Source organism: Drancourtella sp. An12 (assembly GCF_002160935.1).
Taxonomy (GTDB): Bacteria; Bacillota; Clostridia; order Lachnospirales; family Lachnospiraceae; genus Sellimonas; species Sellimonas catena.
On record NZ_NFLO01000002.1, the window covers coordinates 94,407 to 114,639 of the forward strand.

Annotated in this window: 14 protein-coding genes and 1 other annotated feature; of the genes, 11 read left to right on the plus strand and 3 right to left on the minus strand. The window is 47.9% G+C overall.

What is annotated here, in order from left to right; translation table 11 throughout:
• Nucleotides 1-35: 35 nt before the first annotated feature.
• The 5 genes from B5E64_RS02800 (at nucleotide 36) to B5E64_RS02815 (ending at nucleotide 5,977) form a co-directional block, all read left to right on the plus strand.
• On the plus strand, nucleotides 36-1,796 hold the full coding sequence (locus B5E64_RS02800; protein ID WP_087167019.1) for a PEP/pyruvate-binding domain-containing protein: 1,761 nt from the start codon (nucleotides 36-38) through the stop codon (nucleotides 1,794-1,796).
• Complete coding sequence (locus B5E64_RS02805; protein ID WP_087167020.1) at nucleotides 1,793-2,752, plus strand: LysR family transcriptional regulator; 960 nt, start codon at nucleotides 1,793-1,795, stop codon at nucleotides 2,750-2,752. Before B5E64_RS02800 ends, B5E64_RS02805 begins: the two co-directional genes overlap by 4 nt.
• 10 nt (nucleotides 2,753-2,762) lie before the next feature.
• On the plus strand, nucleotides 2,763-2,936 hold the full coding sequence (locus tag B5E64_RS17950; RefSeq protein WP_162610122.1) for a hypothetical protein: 174 nt from the start codon (nucleotides 2,763-2,765) through the stop codon (nucleotides 2,934-2,936).
• A gap of 250 nt (nucleotides 2,937-3,186) precedes the next feature.
• On the plus strand, nucleotides 3,187-4,632 hold the full coding sequence (locus tag B5E64_RS02810) for an amino acid permease (RefSeq protein ID WP_087167021.1): 1,446 nt from the start codon (nucleotides 3,187-3,189) through the stop codon (nucleotides 4,630-4,632).
• Nucleotides 4,633-4,636: 4 nt separating this feature from the next.
• Nucleotides 4,637-5,977, plus strand: a complete 1,341-nt coding sequence (locus B5E64_RS02815; protein ID WP_343284037.1) for a M18 family aminopeptidase — start codon at nucleotides 4,637-4,639, stop codon at nucleotides 5,975-5,977.
• 103 nt (nucleotides 5,978-6,080) lie between these two features.
• Here B5E64_RS02815 and iadA read toward each other — a convergent pair whose 3' ends face one another.
• Nucleotides 6,081-7,226, minus strand: a complete 1,146-nt coding sequence (gene iadA, locus B5E64_RS02820) for a beta-aspartyl-peptidase (protein WP_087167022.1) — start codon at nucleotides 7,224-7,226, stop codon at nucleotides 6,081-6,083.
• A 158-nt stretch (nucleotides 7,227-7,384) separates the two neighbouring features.
• Between iadA and B5E64_RS02825 the strand changes: the two genes are divergently transcribed.
• The 4 genes from B5E64_RS02825 (at nucleotide 7,385) to B5E64_RS02840 (ending at nucleotide 10,236) form a co-directional block, all read left to right on the plus strand.
• Nucleotides 7,385-7,570, plus strand: coding sequence for a hypothetical protein (locus B5E64_RS02825; RefSeq protein ID WP_087167023.1), 186 nt, complete (start codon nucleotides 7,385-7,387; stop codon nucleotides 7,568-7,570).
• A gap of 40 nt (nucleotides 7,571-7,610) precedes the next feature.
• Nucleotides 7,611-7,746, plus strand: a sequence feature (ribosomal protein L10 leader region).
• A gap of 28 nt (nucleotides 7,747-7,774) precedes the next feature.
• A complete protein-coding gene (gene rplJ / locus B5E64_RS02830; RefSeq protein ID WP_087167024.1) occupies nucleotides 7,775-8,326 on the plus strand; it encodes a 50S ribosomal protein L10 in 552 nt (183 codons plus the stop codon).
• Nucleotides 8,327-8,386: 60 nt separating this feature from the next.
• Nucleotides 8,387-8,761 carry a 50S ribosomal protein L7/L12 gene (rplL, locus tag B5E64_RS02835; protein ID WP_087167025.1) on the plus strand — a complete coding sequence of 125 codons (375 nt, stop codon included), beginning with the start codon at nucleotides 8,387-8,389 and terminating at the stop codon, nucleotides 8,759-8,761.
• Between the two features lie 257 nt (nucleotides 8,762-9,018).
• Nucleotides 9,019-10,236, plus strand: coding sequence for an amidohydrolase family protein (locus tag B5E64_RS02840; protein ID WP_087167026.1), 1,218 nt, complete (start codon nucleotides 9,019-9,021; stop codon nucleotides 10,234-10,236).
• Between the two features lie 145 nt (nucleotides 10,237-10,381).
• On the opposite strand, the gene B5E64_RS02845 is transcribed toward B5E64_RS02840, so the two are convergent.
• Nucleotides 10,382-11,116 (minus strand): DUF6198 family protein, encoded by a 735-nt coding sequence (locus B5E64_RS02845; RefSeq protein ID WP_087167027.1) that lies wholly within the window; start codon nucleotides 11,114-11,116, stop codon nucleotides 10,382-10,384.
• 80 nt (nucleotides 11,117-11,196) lie between these two features.
• The gene (locus B5E64_RS02850) at nucleotides 11,197-12,138 is read right to left on the minus strand and encodes an L-lactate dehydrogenase (protein ID WP_087167028.1); all 942 of its coding nucleotides are present in this window, start codon (nucleotides 12,136-12,138) and stop codon (nucleotides 11,197-11,199) included.
• Nucleotides 12,139-12,398: 260 nt separating this feature from the next.
• Here B5E64_RS02850 and B5E64_RS02855 point away from each other — a divergent pair, with 260 nt between their 5' ends.
• Together B5E64_RS02855 and rpoC are read left to right on the plus strand one after the other, a co-directional pair.
• Nucleotides 12,399-16,268 (plus strand): DNA-directed RNA polymerase subunit beta, encoded by a 3,870-nt coding sequence (locus tag B5E64_RS02855; RefSeq protein ID WP_087167029.1) that lies wholly within the window; start codon nucleotides 12,399-12,401, stop codon nucleotides 16,266-16,268.
• A gap of 14 nt (nucleotides 16,269-16,282) precedes the next feature.
• Nucleotides 16,283-20,071 (plus strand): DNA-directed RNA polymerase subunit beta', encoded by a 3,789-nt coding sequence (rpoC, locus tag B5E64_RS02860; RefSeq protein ID WP_087167030.1) that lies wholly within the window; start codon nucleotides 16,283-16,285, stop codon nucleotides 20,069-20,071.
• Nucleotides 20,072-20,233: the final 162 nt, after the last annotated feature.

Here is a 20,233-nt window from a genome sequence, read left to right on the forward strand (position 1 = left end):
ACTTTTAAGTAGAAGAGCAGAGAGGATGAGGAATTATGGAAGAGGAAAAAAAGAGGGAGCTTTGCCGCGAAATGATGACGCAGGATCCGAGACTTGCGAGAACAATCCTCACATATTTTGAAGAGGAAGATTTTCAGAGGATTTCTGATCATAAGACAGGAGGCGGAGTGATCGGCGGGAAGGCATGCGGATTTGTCCTGGTGGAGAAGATGATGGAGACACTTCTTGGCGAGTATGCAGACCGGTGGGAGCGCTGTCCCTCCTGGTTTGTGGGAACGGAGATTTTCTGCCAGGTACGGGACGGAAAAACGATCGAAACGTTCCGGGGAGAGTTTGAGAGGATCCTGAATTATTTTAACGGAGCACCGTATATCGTCCGTTCCAGCAGCCTGATGGAAGACGGGTATGACAATGCTTTTTTTGGAAAGTATGAGTCCGTTTTCTGCTCGAATCAGGGGACAGAAGAAGAGCGGATCCGGGAAATGCTGAACGCGGTTTCAAGAGTCTACGACAGTGTGAAGAATCAGGAAGCGGTGGAATACCGGAAGAAATGGCATCGGAAAGATCAGGAAGAGCAGATGGGGCTTCTGATTCAAAAGGCAGCGGGGACACAGATCGGAAGTCTGTATTTTCCGGCTGCTGCGGGGATGGGATGCTCCTACAATCCATACAAATGGATGGAACACATCAATCCAGAAGCAGGGATGCTCCGGCTGGTGGCAGGGCTTGGAACGAGAGCCGTAACCCGGACACCGGGGGATTATCCGCGGCTGGTAGGCCTGGACTGCGCGCAGGGGAATCTCTGGGGAACGACAGGGGAGAAACACAAGTACTCTCAGCGTCAGGTGGATGTGATCGATCTGGATGCCCGTAAGATCTGTACGAAAAATCTGTCGGAGCTTCTGGATATCTTCCCGAAATCTTATCGTCGGCTGCTTCTGGACCGGGATACGGATGCGGAAGAACTGCTTGCAAGACGGGGAGACTACAGGAAGATCTATTTTGCGGACTGTCAGGGACTGGTGGAAGACCGTACGTTTATCCGGATGATGAAAACGCTTCTGAAAAAACTGGAGGAGAATTACCGGCAGCCGGTGGATATCGAGTTTGCCGTGAATGCATCGGAAGATGGATGGAAAGTAACCCTTGTACAGTGCAGGCCGCTGCGTTCGGGAATTTCGGATCAGGTCAAGATCCCGAAAGATAAAGATGGAGAATTCCTGTTTGATGTGCGGCGGACTTCTATGCGGCGTTCCAAAGAGCAGAAGCTTGATTATATTGTCTGGGTGGATCCGCAGGCGTACTATGACTATCCATATAAGAAGAAACCGGATGTTGGGCATGTGATCGGAAAGATCAATCATTATCTGGAGGAGACGGAGGAGAAAGCACTCCTTCTGGCTCCCGGCAGAATCGGGACTTCGTCACCGGAACTTGGTGTTCCGGTTTCCTATGCGGATATCAGCAGTTTCGGAGCTATCTGTGAAGTGGCGTACGGGAAGGCAGGGTACCGGCCGGAACTTTCCTATGGAAGCCACATGTTCCAGAATCTGGTTGAGGCTGACGTTTACTACGGAGCGATCAACGAGAACAGCAAGACAAGAATCTACCGCCCGGAGATGCTTTCGGCATGCCCGGAAGTGACAGAGAGATTAGCCGGAGAAACCGCGGTGGAACTGCTGCGGATCGTAAAAGTGTATGATGTGCGGGGACATGCGGTATTGTATCTGGATGCGGCGGATGGCAGAGCGGTGTGCCGGCTGGCGGAAAGCAAAAAAGAGAAGGAAGAATCATGAAGGAAAATACATTTGCAAACATGGAATATGTCTATGAAGTTTATAAAGAAGGAAGCTTTTCCAGGGCGGCGGCCAATCTTTACATTTCGCAGCCTGCTCTTAGTGCAACGGTAAAGAAGATTGAAAAGAAGATCGGAATGCCGCTGTTCGACAGAAGTACGGTGCCGGTTCAGTTGACGGAGTGCGGGAAAAAATATATCAAGACGGCAGAAAAGATCATGGATCTGGAGGAGGAGTTTGAGTGTTATGTCGGGAATCTGAATGACATGCTCACAGGGCGCCTGAGCATCGGCGGGACCTATCTGTTTATCTCGTTTGTACTGCCGGGGATTATCAAGAAATTCCGTGAGAAATTTCCGCAGATCAAACTGAACCTTGTGGAAGCGCACACTTCCCAGATCGAGAAGAAGCTCTTTTCAGGGGAAGTGGATCTGATGCTGGATAACTATCCGATGGATGAGGAGATCTATGACAGGCGGTTTTTTATGAAAGAGAATCTGCTGCTTGCCGTGCCTGCTTCGTTTGAAAGCAACAAAGCGGCTCAGGCATGGGGTATGACATCGGATGATATCAAGCAGAATGTCCATATGCGTCCGGAACTCTACGGTGTGGCGCTGAAACTGTTTGAGCAGGATCCGTTCCTTATGCTGCGGGCTCACAATGATACAAGAGAACGGGTGGAGGCAATCTGCAAACGGGCCGGATTTGTGCCGCGTGTGGCGTTTAAGATGGATCAGATTCTGTCTATCCTGGCATATACAGAACGGGAGATGGGGATCGCGATTGTAAGTGACACGGTAGTAAAAAGCCTTCCGTACAACCGGAATATTATATACTATAAAATTGATGATCCGGCAGCGCAGCGTAATGTATATTTTTATTACCGCAAAAATAAATATTTCACAAAGTGTATGGCAGAATTTATGAAAATTGCGGTGGAAGAAAAAGAATTATAAACATTCTGTTATGAAACATATAAAAGAAACAAATAATAAGAAGAAAAACAGTACCCGGAAAAAAGGAAAGTTTTCGGGCGCTGTTTTTTTGTGTGGGAAAGATATACAATTTATGGATACAAAGAGAAAATTATCAGTCAAAATAAAAGGGATTATAAAGGAACAGTTATATAAGTCATTCTGATTAGTTATTTGAAACTGATATTTATAAAAATTATAATGGAATCATGTGAAAAGCGCTTGAACGAAAAGGCAGGGAACTGCCGGAAAATCTAAAAGGAAGAGAGGATGAACCTCCGGTCTGTGGGAGAACGGGCGGACATGCGTACCACGGGCCGTATGAACATGATATAGCGGAAGGAATGTATCTTGCCGTGAGAGTGATCAAAGAAATTCTTTCCCTGTACGTAAAACAGTAGAAAGGTAGAAGAAATATGAAAACACAAGATAAGAAAATACAATGGTATGTCCTTGCATTTATGTCATTCTCTACCGTGTGGGGATTTGGAAATGTATTAAACGGATTTATCTATTTTAACGGAACGCAGGTAATGCTCAGCTGGATACTGATGTTTGCCCTGTACTTTATTCCGTATGCCCTGATGGTCGGAGAACTGGGCTCCGCTTTCAAGAACAGCGGAAGCGGTGTCAATTCCTGGATCTATGAGACAACAGGACCGAAGATCGCTTATTATGCAGGATGGACGTACTGGGCATGTCACATCACTTACATTGCCAGCAAGGGAAGCGGCGGGCTTAAAGCGCTGAGCTGGGCGATTTTCCGTGATCATGAGACCTATGATGCGATTCCGACGGTTTATGTACAGCTTGCGACACTGGCAGTATTTCTGATCTGTTGCTATATTGCCAGCAGAGGCCTTAATCCATTGAAGAAGCTGACAACGATTGCCGGAACCAGCATGTTTGTCATGTCCCTTTTGTACATCGTAATGATGTTCGCTGCACCTGCGATTAACCCGGGCGCAGATTTTATCAGTCTGGATTTCAGTCTGGATAATTTGATTCCGAATTTTAATATGGGTTACTTCACAAGCCTTTCCATTCTGGTCTTTGCGGTAGGCGGATGCGAGAAAATTTCTCCTTATGTCAATAAAGTAAAAGATCCAAGTAAAGGTTTTCCAAAGGGAATTATCTTTATGGCGGTCATGGTGGCAGGATGTGCGATCCTTGGAACAATCGCCATGGGAATGATGTTTGATCCGGCGGTGATCAATGAAAGCCAGGAGACGTTTGATTCTTATGCCGCGAACGGTGCTTATTGGGCGTTCCAGCGTCTGGGCGAGTATTACCATGTGGGAGACTTGTTCCTGGTTCTTTATGCGCTCTGCAACATGATCGGACAGTTCGCAATTTTGATTTTAAGTATTGACGCACCTCTTCGTATGCTTCTTGACAACGAGAAGACGAAAGAATTCATTCCAAGCAAACTGTTGAAAAAGAACAAATACGGTGCGTTCAGCAATGGAATCTGGCTGGTGGTCATTCTTTCCGGCGCAATTATTTTGATCCAGACCGTGATGCCTGGAGCGGCATCCGTTCTTCAGCAGCTGACAAGATTGAATTCTGTCTGTATGCCGCTCCGTTATCTGTGGGTATTTGTAGCCTACCTTGCGCTGCGGAGAGCGATCAAGCGTATTCCGGCAGAGTACCGGTTTGTGAAGAGCCAAAAGATAGCATATTTCTTCGGAGGCTGGTGTTTTGTTGTGACAGCGGCGTGCTGTATTATGGGAATGTACAGCAAAGATCCGATGACCATGGCGCTCAACATCATCACACCGATTGTTCTGACTGCACTTGGCCTGATCCTGCCAAAGATTGCAAAGCGGGAACGGGAGAAAGGAATGGTACAGGATGCATAATAAGATGATGGATACGCAGGTGTGCAAAGATGAGGCGCTGGAACTGGCAGCCTTTATTCAGAATTCGCCGACACCGTTCCATGCGGTGGAGCAGATGACGGAGATTTTGAGGCGGGAGGGATTTCTCCCGCTGGCAGAATCCGCAAGATGGGAAATCCACAGGGGAGGGCGCTATTATGTGACCCGCAATCATTCCAGTATTCTGGCGTTTGAAGTGGGGAACGATGTGCAGGACTATGGATTCCAGATTGCGGCGTCTCACAGTGATTCCCCGACATTCAAGGTAAAAGAGCGTGCCGAAATGACAGTGAAAGGGCATTATACAAAGCTTAACACAGAAGGCTATGGTGGAATGCTCTGCGCACCGTGGTTTGACCGCCCGCTTTCTCTGGCGGGGAGAGCAGTCGTGCGCACAAAAGACGGAATACAGGAGCGTCTGGTGAAGATCGACAGAGATCTTCTGTTGATTCCGAGTCTTGCAATTCACATGAACCGTAAAGTCAATGAGGGACAGAAATTTAACCTTCAGGAGGATATGCTGCCTCTGTTGTCTGCCAGGGAACTGGAGCCGGATACGGTCAGAAAGCTGATCGCGGAGGAATTGCAGATAAGGCCGGAACATATTCTTGGAATGGATCTTTTCTTATATAACAGGATGAAACCTTCGATCTGGGGGCTGGAGGAAGAGTTCCTTTCCTGCCCTCAGCTGGATGACCTTCAATGCGCCTATGCATCTTTGAAAGGATTCCTGAAAGGGAAAAATCCGGGAGGCATCAATGTCTTTGCGTGCTTTGACAACGAGGAAGTGGGATCCGGGACCAAACAGGGTGCTGCATCCACGTTCCTGACAGATGTCCTGAAACGGGTCAACCGAGCCCTTGGAAAAGGGGAAGATGATTTCTGCCGGGCAGCTGCATCCAGCTTTCTTCTGAGCTGTGACAATGCACATGCTGTGCATCCGAATTACCCTCAGAAAACCGATGAGGGGAACTGTGCATATTTAAATGAGGGAATTGTTATTAAGTCCCATGCGGGACAGAAATATACAAGTGACGGCATCAGTACGGCGCTGTTTCAGGAAATCTGCCGGAAAGCGGGGGTGCCGGTACAGTATTTTGCCAACCGCTCTGACATGGCCGGAGGAAGCACGCTTGGCAATCTTGCCATGGCGCAGATGTCTATGAAAGCCGTTGATATCGGGCTCCCGCAGCTTGCCATGCATTCATCCTATGAGACTTCGGGAATCAAGGATCTTGTGTATCTGGAACAAGCGTCAGAAATCTTTTTCCGCACACAACTGCTGGAAGAGGCCGACGGTACCATCCGAATGACCATTCATGAATAAGCATTGAAATAAGTATAAGTATTGAAAAACAGGCATCGGCCGGGAATCAGACATCCCGGACCGTGCCTGCTTTTTTGTTTAGCAGAAATTTCACAGTATCGGATCAGATTTCGTAGGTGCCTTTCTGAAGAAGCACATGATCTTCCAGCATACGCCTGCCGCCGGCAATGACCGTATGGATGGAAAGATCTTCTTCCAGAAGTAAAAGGTCTGCATCGGAGCCGGCACGGATACATCCTTTTTTCGGAAAGAGTTCCAGCGATCTGGCCGTGTTGGAAGTGGCAAAGCACAGAGCCTCTTCCAGAGGGAGCTGATATTCCTGGACGAGGACTTTGACCTCCTTCAGAACCGTATCTACCGGTGCGTATCCGATTGCAAGAAGACTGCCGGATTCATCATAAGTGGACCAGCTTCCCATTCCATCGGAACTTATGGTGATCTGCTCCATCGGGATACCACGTTCTCTGGCCTCCATGATACAGGCGGCCGGGCGTCCGGCTCCGTCAATCCCGCAGGTCAGATCGATGAAGCCGCCCTGACGGGCAAACGCAAACGCTTCCTCCAGAAGCTCACGTTTGCGGTTGACGTGGGTCGGATGAAAGATCTTGACCGGAATGGCTGTCTGTGCAAGTGCTTCCCGGACAGGTGCAAGACCGGACGGGGCATCGCCCATGTGAAGGACAACGATACCGCATTTTCCGGAGAGCATTCCGGCGGTACGGGTGTCACTTCCGAGCCGCATGAGCTCATTGACAGTGACGTTTGGCGCTCTGTGATCCGAAAGGGCGAGTTTCACCCCCAAAATCTCATCGATAAATACGAGATCTCTTTTGACGTCTCCGGTCAGAGTGACGGACGGAAAGTCATAGGAACCGGTGCAGGCATAGGTGCTGATTCCTTCTTCTTTCAGTGCTTTGACACGGGCAAGCAGATTTTCAACGCTTCTGGTAATTCCGTCTGTTCCGAGAAGACCGACTACAGTAGTGACACCGCCCCGAATCAGATCTGACAGGGAGACAGGAGGAACCTGAGTGTGAAAACTGCCTTCGCCGCCGCCTCCGGTGACGTGCACGTGCGGATCGATGATTCCGGGAATGAGCAGTTTTCCTGTTCCGTCAATCACATGACAGGATGGAAGCGGGAGAGAGATGCGGTCCTCTATGGCTTCGATCTGTCCTCCGCAGACGAGTACATCTTTGATTCCGATAATGTGAGGTGTATAGACTTCTGCTTGTTTGATTAAAATCATGTTCAAATCCTCCGTCAGCCGCATCCGGAATCCGGATGCCGTTTTTTTGCTTTATTCAGGATCATTGTACCATGAATGATGGAATCTGGGTATTATAGAAACCCGAAAGAAGATTTCTTGCATCATCTGATTTCAATATGATAGGATGAAGCTTAAATATGAAGAGGGGGGGCTATGAGAATGAAAATGGAACGATATCGGATCACAAAAGCCGCCTTCATTCCTGCTACGCGTGGGGTGTGCTGGCTGTCGTAGTAGTTTCGGCGGGATTTATGATTGCTTTTGGCAGTGAAAACTGGCAGAGCATGACGTTGGTTCTGACCTTGCTCCCTGCAGTAACATAAAAATTAGCAAAAAATATTGACAACCATGAGTATATATGGTATTGTTACGAAGTAACTGCCGAAGACAGTAGGTGCCGGACGGCATAAGGATCAAAACGCCTACCGAGGAAGACAAAATTCTTTACTTGAATGTTGACCTCTCTGTCTTTTTGCAGAGAGGTTTTTTCTGGCAGCTCACAAATACTACAAGGAGGTGCGTTAATCGTGGCAAAAGTGGAATTAAAACAGCCAATCGTGCAGGCGATCGCTGATGACATCAAGGATGCACAGTCAGTTGTCATTGTTGACTACCGTGGACTTACAGTAGCACAGGACACAGAACTGCGTAAACAGTTAAGAGAAGCAGGTGTCATTTACAAAGTCTGCAAGAACACAATGATGAAAAGAGCTTTTGAAGGTACGGATTTCGCAGGTCTGGAAGAATACCTGGAAGGACCGAGCGCAATGGTTGTATCTAAAGACGATGCTACAGCTCCGGCAAGAATCATCTGCAAGTTCGCCAAGACAGCAGAGGCTCTGGAAGTAAAAGCCGGTGTAGTAGAAGGAACTGTTTACGATGCAGCAGGAATCACAGAACTTTCCAAGATTCCTTCAAGAGAAGAGCTCCTTTCCAAATTGCTTGGAAGCTTACAGTCACCTATCACAAATCTTGCTCGTGTACTTAATCAGATCGCTGAACAGGGTGGAGCAGAGGCGTGCGAGGCAGCAGCAGAGGAAGCTCCGGCAGAAGAACCAGCTGAAACACCAGCTGAGTAATTGATTCAGAATCATTGATTCAAGAGAACGAAACCGATACAAAATATGGAGGTAAATAAAATGGCAAAATTAACAACAGCTGAATTTATTGAAGCTATCAAAGAATTATCTGTATTAGAATTAAACGATTTAGTAAAAGCATGTGAAGAAGAATTTGGTGTATCCGCAGCAGCAGGTGTTGTTGTAGCAGCAGCAGGCGGAGAAGCAGCAGCAGCTGAAGAAAAGACAGAGTTCGATGTAGAACTTGTTTCTGCAGGTGCTTCCAAAGTTAAAGTAATCAAAGTTGTTCGTGAAATCACAGGACTTGGATTAAAAGAAGCAAAAGACCTTGTTGACAACGCTCCGAAGGTAGTAAAAGAAGCTGTATCCAAAGAAGAAGCTGAAGAAATCAAAGCTAAACTCGAAGGAGAAGGCGCTGAAGTTAACGTTAAATAATTTCGTTGATGGAATGATGATGGCAGGATTCGCAGGAATCCTGCCATTTTTTGTTTAACAGGAAGCTTCGTTTCCTGCAAATGATAGATGTTCCCTTTCTGAGCATGGGTGAACAGAAATAAATTGTGCAAAATATATATTTTTCACCAGTTGTAATAAGATTAATTGTGCATTATAATAAATGGCATGGAGATGATTTCTCTTTGGGATGAAAGAGAAATATCATATGACAGTATGGGATCAAGGAGGAAAAAGACATGATAATCACAGCGGAACATCTGATTACCGGAGACGGAAGCACCGTGCTTGAGAAGGCGGCAGTGCTGATCGGAAAGGATGGCAAAATTGCAAAAGTAGGGAAGAAGGAAGAATTGACTGCCCAATATCCGGAGGAAGAAGTCAAAGATTATGGGGAGGCAACAATTTTGCCGGGACTTACCGATATGCATGCACATCTGGGATACTGGTTCAGCCAGCCGGACAGCTTCAACTATAATGATCAGATGATTATGATGTATGCACTTCAGCATGCGCAGGCGGCATTTACGAAAGGAATCACAAGTGTCAGAGACTGCTATTCTCCGCACGGAGTGTGCAAGACATTGAAACTTGCGGAGGAGAAAGGATTTATCACGATTCCCCGTATCACGCATGTGGGAGAAGGTATGTGTATGACGGGTGGACACTGCTGGGATGAAGTTGTTGAAGTGGATGGACCATGGGCAATCCGCAAAGAGATCAGAAAGCAGAGAAGAGATGGAGCGGAATGGATCAAACTGCTTACAAGCCACCGTTCCCATATTCCGGAGTACACCCAGGAAGAATTAGATGCGGCGGCAGATGAGTGCCACAGAAGAGGAATCAAATGTGTTGTTCACGCGGGAACTCATCCATCGATTCAGATGTGTATTGATGCCGGGTTCGATACGATTGAACACGGAACATTCCTGACAGTAGAGCAGGCGCAGCAGATGAAAGAAAAGGGAATTGCGTGGACGCCGACGATTTTTGCCTATACATATTTATATGAAGTGTGCAAGAAGAACATCGAGGAGGGAAACGCGGATGTATTCAATGATCCGGTTGCCGCAAAAGAGCAGAGGGATTATCAGTTCTATGAGCCGGCATATGAAGCCTACCGTGATCATTTTAAAGAGCTTTATGATACAGGTGTGACGGTCTGCACCGGAAGCGATATGGTAATGTACGGTGCTCCGGTTCTTCCAATCGCTCAGGAAATGGAGCTGATGGTAAAATACGGAATCACTCCGGTACAGGCGATTCAGACATCAACAGCAAACCCTGCAAAAGTTCTCGGAAGAGAAGATGAACTTGGAATGATTAAAGAAGGTCTGCTGGCAGACATTCTTGTAGTAGACGGAGATCTGAGCAAAGACATCTCCTGTGTTTATAATGTCAATACGGTATACCTTGGTGGAAAAACCGTATATTCACAGGGAGTAAGATTTGTATAAATCAGCCCTGGAATAGAAGAGTTCCTGTAGATTCTGACAGGGAATAATATAAGAAAGTGAAAAATCCCCTTCGGAAATGACCGCGCCGCTGGTGTGCGGATTCCCGGAGGGGATTTTTTGTATTGAGAAACTTGTTTCGCCTTGTTTAGTTTTCGATGCCGGCCAGCTGTTTCATTTTATCGTATGTAAAGTGGTTGAAGACGGCAATCGTGCGTCCCACTCCGATCATGGCAAGAATCGTGCCGACGCCGATGCCTATCAGATGCCCGGCGAAAGTGAGGCTTAATGTGATTGTGATGGAAATATTGAGCACATCGAAGCAGTTTTTGGTAAAGCCGACGCTTTTGTGTGCCGTATCTGCGATGGCCTGAACAATTCCATCACCTGGATTTGGTACGATGCGCATATTCAGGGACATGGCGGCTCCGATCCCGGTTAGAATGATTGCGATGACCAGAACGATGACGCGAAATGCCATTTCTCCTGCACTGCTTTCTGAACCGGAGTAAAGAGCCGGGATCAAAGCGGAGAATGCATTGAGAAACCGCGTAAAAATGAGGCTTAAAGGGATCTGGAGAATGTCCATCAGGAAAATCAGCTTCCGGTCACGCTTTCCTGCCTGGGACAGTGCGCCGTGTGATTCTTCTACATAGCGGTGTTCTCTTATGAGATGAAGAATAAGTTCGATGACCACAAAGAGGGAATAGAGAGCAAGAGTCATGTTGCCGAAATTATGTCCGGAGATGACTGCCGTGCTGTAAGCGACTGAGATAATAGGTGAGACTCCGAGCCCTGTCTTGGTGTTCAAGGTCAGACCCAGTGCGAGCACCAGAAGACCGATGATATAGAACAGTACACGGAAGAACGTAGATTGTTTCATGAAAATTCCTGCCTTCCTTCTAAGAAATGCTGCCATAAATCTGGCAGCATTTCTATTTTAGAGGTATTGGCAGGCATTTGTCAAATGGCAGAGTCAAGGACCTTCTTTAATTCTGCAGCGGATTTCTGAAGTTTTTCTTTTTCCTCCTGACTCAGCGGGATTTCCAGTACCTGTTCGGCGCCTTTTGCGGAGACAATGGTAGGAACACTGATGCACAGATCCGTGAGCCCGTATTCTCCCTCCATCAGACTGGAAACCGGGAGCACGGAATGCTCGTTGCGGATAATGCTCTCCGCGATCCGGCTCACCGCCATGGCAACACCGTAGTAGGTGGCGCCTTTCCGCTCGATGATTTCGTAAGCGCTGTCCCGCACGGTCCGGTAAATCCGGTCCATGGCCTCATCATGCTCGTAGTGGCCGCGGAGCTCGCAGAAATCATTGATGCCGATACCGGAGACATTGGCGCTGCTCCAGACGGCAAGCTCGCTGTCGCCGTGTTCACCGATAATATAGGCGTGAACGCTTCGGCTGTCCACATTGAGATGCTCGCTTAAGAGGTAGCGGAAACGGGCGGAATCAAGCACGGTGCCGCTTCCGAGGACCCGTTCTTTTGGGTAGCCGGAAATTTTGAGGGCGGCGTAGGTGAGGATGTCAACCGGATTTGCCACGATCAGCAGGATTCCTTCAAAATTTCTCTTTGTGATTTCGGGAATGATGGATTTGAAAATAGCTACATTCTTGTGGACGAGATCCAGTCTTGTCTCACCGGGTTTCTGGTTGGCGCCCGCTGTAATGATAATCAGCGAACAGTCGCTGATGTCGTCGTAACTTCCGGCGTAAATTTTCATAGGGGAAGTAAACGGCCGGCCGTGACTCAAATCCATGGCTTCGCCTTCTGCTTTGGCATGGTTGGCATCGATCAGAACCAGCTCTGAAAATAATCCTTTGTGTACCAGGCTGAATGCGGATGAAGCTCCGACAAATCCGCAGCCGATGATAGCGGCTTTTCTAATATTTATCATATCTGTTTCCTCCAAATAATTGTAATTCTAAAAAAATAGTAACAATTCTTGTTATCAACATAGCATAATATATGGAGAATTACAAGGGGTGAAAAAAATAAAAATTTTTCTTGACACGTGGAATGTGCTTGTGATACAATAAAATGCACTATTGTGGGAAGATGGGCTGTGAAGAGAGCAGAAAATGCTTGAATTTCCCGCAATAAACTATGAAAACTGGTGATTTTCACGAGAATAATAATACAAGGAGTGAAACGTCAATGGAGAAAAACAGAATTCGTCCCATGAAAAGCGGAAGAAGTTCCCGGATGACCTATTCCAGACAAAAAGAAGTTCTTGAGATGCCAAATCTGATTGAGGTTCAGAAAGATTCCTATCAGTGGTTCCTCGACGAGGGTTTGAAAGAAGTGTTCGACGACATTTCGCCGATTACGGATTACAGCGGACAGCTGAGCCTGGAATTTGTCGATTTTACATTATGCGAAGATGATGTGAAGTATACGATCGAGGAATGCAAAGAGCGGGATGCGACTTATGCAGCGCCTTTGAAAGTAAGGGTAAGGCTTTATAATAAGGAAACGGATGAGATCAACGAACACGAGATCTTTATGGGCGATCTGCCTATTATGACGAAGACAGGTACTTTTGTCATCAATGGTGCGGAACGTGTCATCGTAAGCCAGCTTGTACGTTCGCCTGGCATTTACTACGGAATCGCACATGACAAAATCGGTAAGCAGCTCTATTCCTGTACCGTGATTCCGAACCGTGGTGCATGGCTGGAATATGAGACAGACTCTAATGACGTTTTCTATGTAAGGGTAGACAGAACAAGAAAGGTGCCGATCACCGTGCTGATCCGTGCGCTTGGCGTGGGCACCAATCCGGAGATCATCGAAATGTTCGGCGAAGAGCCGAAGATTCTTGCAAGTTTCGGCAAAGATACTGCTGAAAACTATCAGGAAGGTCTCCTCGAACTTTACAAAAAGATCCGTCCGGGCGAGCCGCTTGCAGTAGACAGTGCGGAAAGCCTGATTACAAGCATGTTCTTCGATCCAAGAAGATATGACCTTGCAAGAGTCGGACGTTACAAATTTAATAAGAAATTACTCCTTAAGAACAGAATCACAGGACATGTTCTTGCAAGAGAAGTGTTCAGTCCATTGACAGGCGAGATCCTGGCGGAAGCAGGAACGGAAGTGACAAGGGAGCTTGCCGATACGATTCAGAACAATGCGGTGCCGTTTGTATGGATCAGCCGTGAGGGCGAGGATAGGGACATCAAAGTCCTTTCCAATATGGCGGTAGATCTCAAAGAGGTGACCGGCATTGAACCAAAAGAAGTAGGAGTTTCCGAGCTTGTGTATTACCCGGTTCTTGCAGATCTGATGGAAGAAGCGGCAGGCGATACAGAAGAGCTCAAAGAAGCAGTCAGAAAGAATCTCCATGAGCTTGTTCCGAAGCATATCACAAAGGAGGACATTTTTGCGTCCATCAACTACAACATGCATCTGGAATACGGCCTTGGAAATGACGATGATATCGACCATCTGGGCAACAGACGTATCCGTGCGGTAGGAGAACTTCTCCAGAACCAGTACCGGATCGGACTTTCCCGTCTGGAAAGAGTTGTCCGTGAAAGAATGACAACACAGGATCTGGAAGGTATCTCACCACAGTCTCTGATCAACATCAAACCGGTGACCGCGGCGGTGAAGGAGTTCTTCGGTTCCTCACAGCTGTCCCAGTTCATGGATCAGAACAATCCGCTTGGCGAGCTGACACACAAGAGACGTCTTTCCGCACTTGGACCGGGAGGTCTTTCCAGAGACCGTGCAGGATTCGAGGTGCGAGACGTTCACTATTCCCATTACGGAAGAATGTGCCCGATCGAGACGCCTGAAGGTCCGAACATCGGTCTGATCAACTCTCTTGCAACTTACGCAAGAATCAATAAATATGGTTTTGTCGAGGCTCCGTACCGGAAGATCGACAAGAGCGATCCGGAAAATCCGGTCGTAACAGACGAAGTTGTCTACATGACAGCAGACGAAGAGGACAACTACCACGTAGCACAGGCGAACGAACCGCTGGATGCAGAAGGACATTTTGTGAGAAAGAATGTATCCGGTCGTTACCGTGAAGAGACACAGGAATACGAGAGAAGCAAATTTGACTACATGGACGTGTCTCCGAAGATGGTATTCTCCGTTGCTACAGCGCTGATTCCTTTCCTGGAAAACGATGATGCCAACCGTGCGCTGATGGGATCCAACATGCAGCGTCAGGCAGTACCGCTTCTGACAACAGAGGCTCCGGTAGTCGGTACAGGTATGGAAGAGAAATCCGCGGTAGACTCCGGTGTCTGCGTCGTTGCAGAGGAAGCAGGCGTTGTAGAAAGAGCTGCTTCCACAGAGATCATTATCCGTCAGGACGACGGCGTGAAGAAGACTTACAAGCTGACCAAGTTCTTACGAAGCAACCAGTCCAACTGCTACAACCAGAGACCGATTGTATTCAAGGGCGACAGAGTGGAGAAGGGAGAAGTCATCGCAGACGGACCGTCCACATCCAACGGTGAGATGGCTCTTGGTAAGAACCCGCTGATCGGATTCATGACATGGGAAGGATATAACTACGAGGATGCCGTTCTCTTAAGCGAGCGCCTTGTTCAGGATGATGTATATACATCCGTTCATATAGAAGAATATGAGGCAGAAGCACGTGACACGAAGCTGGGACCGGAAGAGATTACACGGGATATCCCGGGTGTCGGTGATGATGCACTTAAAGACCTGGATGAAAGAGGAATCATCCGTATCGGTGCGGAAGTACGTGCCGGCGATATCCTTGTCGGAAAGGTTACTCCGAAAGGAGAGACGGAGCTGACAGCGGAAGAGCGTCTGTTAAGAGCGATCTTCGGTGAGAAAGCCCGCGAAGTCAGAGATACTTCTCTGAAAGTACCGCATGGTGAATATGGTATTGTCGTAGATGCCAAAGTATTCACAAGAGAAAACGGAGACGAACTTTCTCCGGGAGTTAACCAGGCAGTGCGCATTTACATTGCCCAGAAGAGAAAGATCTCTGTAGGAGATAAAATGGCCGGACGTCACGGAAACAAGGGTGTCGTTTCCCGCGTGCTCCCGGTAGAGGATATGCCGTTCCTTCCAAACGGACGTCCGCTTGATATCGTGCTGAACCCGCTTGGTGTGCCTTCCCGTATGAACATCGGACAGGTACTTGAGATTCACCTGAGTCTTGCGGCAAAAGCACTTGGATTTAATGTGGCAACTCCGGTATTCGACGGAGCAAACGAAAATGACATTATGGATACACTTGACCTGGCGAACGATTATGTAAATCTTTCCTGGGAAGAATTTGAAGAAAAGCATAAAGAGGAGCTTCTTCCTGAAGTAATGCAGTATCTCTATGACAACAGGGAACACAGAAAGCTGTGGAAAGGCGTGCCGATTTCCAGAGACGGTAAAGTACGCCTGAGAGACGGACGTACAGGTGAGTACTTCGACAGCCCGGTTACGATCGGACACATGCACTACCTGAAACTGCACCACCTTGTTGATGACAAGATCCATGCACGTTCCACAGGTCCTTACTCCCTCGTTACACAGCAGCCGCTCGGTGGTAAAGCACAGTTCGGTGGACAGCGTTTCGGAGAGATGGAGGTATGGGCACTGGAGGCATACGGTGCGTCCTACACCCTGCAGGAGATCCTGACAGTAAAATCCGACGATGTGATCGGCCGTGTGAAGACATACGAAGCCATCATCAAAGGAGACAACATTCCGGAGCCGGGTATTCCGGAGTCCTTCAAGGTACTTTTAAAAGAGCTTCAGTCTCTCGGACTGGATGTACGTGTGCTCAGAGACGACAATACAGAAGTTGAGATCATGGAGACATCCGATTACGGTGAGACGAACTTAAATGCAATCATTGAAGGAGACAGAAGGTATTCCAACGACAGGGAGTCCTACGGAGAGCATGGTTTCTCACAGCAGGAATTCCAGGGAGAAGAATTAGTTGACATCGAAGAAGGACAGGATGAAGAAGAACTGGATTTTAACGACGAAGACTTTACGATTGATTTTGACGAAATGTCAGATGAAGAATAGAAAGGGGTGCCGTAATGACGGGAAACAATAATGAAGCGACGTATCAGCCGATGACCTTTGATGCGATCAAGATCGGGCTGGCATCACCTGAAAAGATTCTGGAGTGGTCAAGAGGCGAGGTAACAAAGCCGGAGACCATCAACTACAGAACTTTAAAGCCGGAACGCGACGGGCTGTTCTGCGAACGTATTTTCGGACCAAGCAAGGACTGGGAATGTCACTGTGGTAAATATAAGAAAATCCGTTATAAAGGTGTGATCTGTGACCGCTGCGGTGTTGAGGTTACGAAATCTGCAGTACGCCGTGAGCGTATGGGGCATATCGCACTGGCGGCTCCGGTATCCCATATCTGGTATTTTAAAGGAATCCCGAGCCGGATGGGACTGATTCTCGACCTTTCTCCGAGAACACTGGAGAAAGTACTGTACTTTGCTTCCTACATTGTACTCGATAAAGGGGAGACAGATTTACAGTACAAACAGGTGCTCTCTGAACAGGAATATCAGGAAGCAAGAGAAAAATGGGGAAGCGCATTCCGTGTCGGCATGGGCGCGGAAGCGATTCAGGAACTGTTAAAGAATATTGATCTGGAAAAGGAATACCATGAGTTAAGAGACGGACTCGAAGGAGCGACCGGACAGAAACGTGCAAGAATCGTAAAACGTCTGGAAGTTGTGGAAGCGTTCCGTGAATCCGGAAACAAACCGGAGTGGATGATCATGACGGTCATCCCGGTTATTCCGCCGGATCTGCGTCCGATGGTTCAGCTTGATGGAGGACGTTTCGCGACATCTGACTTAAATGACCTTTACAGAAGAATCATCAACCGTAACAACCGTCTGAGAAGACTTCTGGAGCTTGGAGCCCCGGATATCATCGTAAGAAACGAAAAGAGAATGCTTCAGGAAGCAGTTGACGCCCTGATCGACAACGGCCGCCGCGGCCGTCCGGTTACAGGACCGGGAAACCGTGCCCTGAAATCTCTTTCCGATATGTTAAAAGGAAAATCCGGACGTTTCCGTCAGAACCTGCTCGGAAAACGTGTTGACTACTCCGGACGTTCCGTTATCGTAGTAGGACCGGAACTGAAGATCTATCAGTGCGGTCTGCCGAAAGAAATGGCAATCGAGCTGTTCAAACCGTTCGTAATGAAAGAACTTGTTGCAAACGGTACAGCACACAATATCAAAAACGCAAAGAAAATGGTGGAAAGACTTCAGACAGAAGTCTGGGATGTCCTGGAAGATGTCATTAAAGAGCATCCGGTTATGCTGAACCGTGCCCCTACACTGCACAGACTTGGTATCCAGGCATTCGAGCCGATTCTTGTAGAAGGTAAGGCAATCAAGCTTCACCCGCTCGTATGTACAGCGTTCAACGCCGACTTCGACGGTGACCAGATGGCGGTTCATCTTCCGCTTTCCGTAGAAGCACAGGCAGAGTGCCGTTTCCTTCTCCTTTCACCGAACAACCTTCTGAAACCTTCAGACGGCGGTCCGGTAGCCGTTCCTTCACAGGATATGGTACTTGGTATCTACTACCTGACACAGGAAAGACCAGGCGTGAAAGGTGAAGGCAAGTTCTTCAAGAGCGTAAACGAAGCAATCCTTGCCTACGAAAACCAGGTAATCACACTGCACTCACGGATCAAGGTACGTGTCTCCAAGACAATGCCGGACGGAACAGTGAAGTCAGGAACAGTAGAGTCCACACTGGGACGGTTCCTCTTCAACGAAATCATTCCGCAGGATCTCGGATTCGTGGATAGAACCGTAGAAGGAAATGAGCTTCTTCTGGAAGTCGATTTCCATGTCGGCAAGAAGCAGTTAAAGAAGATCCTGGAAAAGGTTATCAATACACATGGTGCATCCGCAACAGCAGAAGTACTTGATAATGTAAAATCCATCGGATACAAGTTCTCTACGAGAGCTGCGATGACAGTATCCATCTCCGATATGACCGTTCCGCCGCAGAAGCCGCAGATGATCCAGCAGGCACAGGATACGGTAGATAAGATCACAAGAAACTTCAAACGTGGTCTCATCACAGAGGAGGAGCGTTACAAAGAAGTCGTTGAGACATGGAAGGCAACTGACGATGCCCTGACAGAGGCACTGCTTTCCGGTCTGGATAAATACAACAATATCTTCATGATGGCGGATTCCGGAGCCCGTGGTTCTGACAAACAGATCAAACAGCTTGCCGGTATGCGTGGTTTGATGGCAGATACGACCGGACGTACGATCGAGCTGCCGATCAAGTCCAACTTCCGTGAAGGTCTGGACGTACTGGAATACTTCATGTCCGCCCATGGAGCTCGTAAAGGTCTGTCCGATACGGCGCTTCGTACAGCCGATTCCGGTTACCTGACTAGACGTCTTGTAGACGTTTCTCAGGAACTTTCTATCCGCGAAGTAGACTGCGTGGAGAAGGGAGAAGAAATCCCGGGAATGTATGTCAAGGCATTTACGGACGGAAATGAAGAGATTGAAAGCCTTCAGGAGCGTATCACAGGACGTTATTCCTGCGAGACAATCTGTGACAGAGAAGGCAATGTGATTGTCAAAGCAAACCACATGATTACGCCGAAACGTGCGGCTGCGATCGTAACAAAAGGTGTGGATGAAAACGGCAACGAGATCAAAAAGGTGAAGATCCGTACTATCCTGACATGTAAATCCCATCTGGGTGTCTGCGCAAAATGTTACGGCGCCAACATGGCAACAGGAGAGCCGGTACAGGTCGGCGAGGCAGTCGGAATCATTGCTGCCCAGTCCATCGGTGAGCCTGGTACACAGCTTACCATGCGTACCTTCCATACAGGTGGTGTTGCCGGTGACGATATCACACAGGGTCTTCCTCGTGTCGAAGAGCTTTTCGAGGCAAGAAAGCCGAAGGGACTTGCAATCATTACAGAGTTCGCCGGAAAAGCAACGATCAACGATACAAAGAAGAAACGTGAGATCATCGTTACCAACAATGAGACAGGGGAATCCAAGGCATACCTCATTCCGTACGGTTCCAGAATCAAGATTCAGGATGGCGCGGAACTGGAAGCCGGAGACGAGCTTACAGAAGGTAGTGTCAACCCGCATGATATCCTGAGAATCAAAGGTCTGCGTGCTGTACAGGATTACATGATCCAGGAAGTGCAGAGGGTATACCGTCTCCAGGGTGTAGATATCAACGATAAGCACATCGAAGTCATTGTGCGTCAGATGCTGAAGAAAGTCCGTATCGAGGAGAACGGAGATTCCGAATTCCTTCCGGGCACTATGGTAGACGCCCTTGAGTTCGAAGACAGAAATAAAGAACTCGTGGCTGAAGGTAAAGAGCCGGCAACAGGAGAGCAGATCATGCTTGGTATTACCAAGGCGGCACTTGCTACAAACTCCTTCCTGTCCGCAGCTTCCTTCCAGGAGACAACAAAAGTCCTCACAGAAGCAGCCATCAAAGGAAAAGTCGATCCGCTGATCGGTCTGAAAGAGAACGTTATCATCGGTAAACTGATTCCGGTTGGTACCGGTATGAGCAAATACCGCAATATCAAGCTGAATACAGATGCGATGATCGAAGCTCAGAAAGAAGAAGAGGCACGCCTCCGCAGAGAAGCTGAAGAAAAGGAAAATGCAAAAGAAGACGAGAAAGCAGAATCCGAAGCAGCTGAGGAGGATGCAGAGATTCTTGGTGCAGATCTGGATCTGACAGAAGAGCCGGAAGCGGAAACAGCTGAAGAGACGGCAGAGGAAGTTTCCGAAGAAACATCCGAAGAGGAAAGCCAGGAGACAGAAACAGAAGAATAAGAACGATCTGTAGAATAGTTTACTCAGGTAAAGCATAGCGCCCTGCGGGAAATCCCGCAGGGCGCTTATATTTTGCCATGTAAAGCAAGTATCGGGTATTTCGCCGTTTTCAAATTCATGCTATACTATAGGGCAGAGACAAAAGATAAAGGGAAAGGATGA

Coding starts and splice junctions, on each gene's coding strand:
- B5E64_RS02800 (WP_087167019.1), top strand. CDS start 36: ATGGAAGAGGAAAAAAAGAGGGAGCTTTGCCGCGAAATGATGACGCAG.
- B5E64_RS02805 (WP_087167020.1), top strand. CDS start 1,793: ATGAAGGAAAATACATTTGCAAACATGGAATATGTCTATGAAGTTTAT.
- B5E64_RS17950 (WP_162610122.1), top strand. CDS start 2,763: ATGAAACATATAAAAGAAACAAATAATAAGAAGAAAAACAGTACCCGG.
- B5E64_RS02810 (WP_087167021.1), top strand. CDS start 3,187: ATGAAAACACAAGATAAGAAAATACAATGGTATGTCCTTGCATTTATG.
- B5E64_RS02815 (WP_343284037.1), top strand. CDS start 4,637: ATGATGGATACGCAGGTGTGCAAAGATGAGGCGCTGGAACTGGCAGCC.
- iadA (WP_087167022.1), bottom strand. CDS start 7,226: ATGATTTTAATCAAACAAGCAGAAGTCTATACACCTCACATTATCGGA.
- B5E64_RS02825 (WP_087167023.1), top strand. CDS start 7,385: ATGAAGAGGGGGGGCTATGAGAATGAAAATGGAACGATATCGGATCAC.
- rplL (WP_087167025.1), top strand. CDS start 8,387: ATGGCAAAATTAACAACAGCTGAATTTATTGAAGCTATCAAAGAATTA.
- B5E64_RS02840 (WP_087167026.1), top strand. CDS start 9,019: ATGATAATCACAGCGGAACATCTGATTACCGGAGACGGAAGCACCGTG.
- B5E64_RS02845 (WP_087167027.1), bottom strand. CDS start 11,116: ATGAAACAATCTACGTTCTTCCGTGTACTGTTCTATATCATCGGTCTT.
- B5E64_RS02850 (WP_087167028.1), bottom strand. CDS start 12,138: ATGATAAATATTAGAAAAGCCGCTATCATCGGCTGCGGATTTGTCGGA.
- B5E64_RS02855 (WP_087167029.1), top strand. CDS start 12,399: ATGGAGAAAAACAGAATTCGTCCCATGAAAAGCGGAAGAAGTTCCCGG.
- rpoC (WP_087167030.1), top strand. CDS start 16,283: ATGACGGGAAACAATAATGAAGCGACGTATCAGCCGATGACCTTTGAT.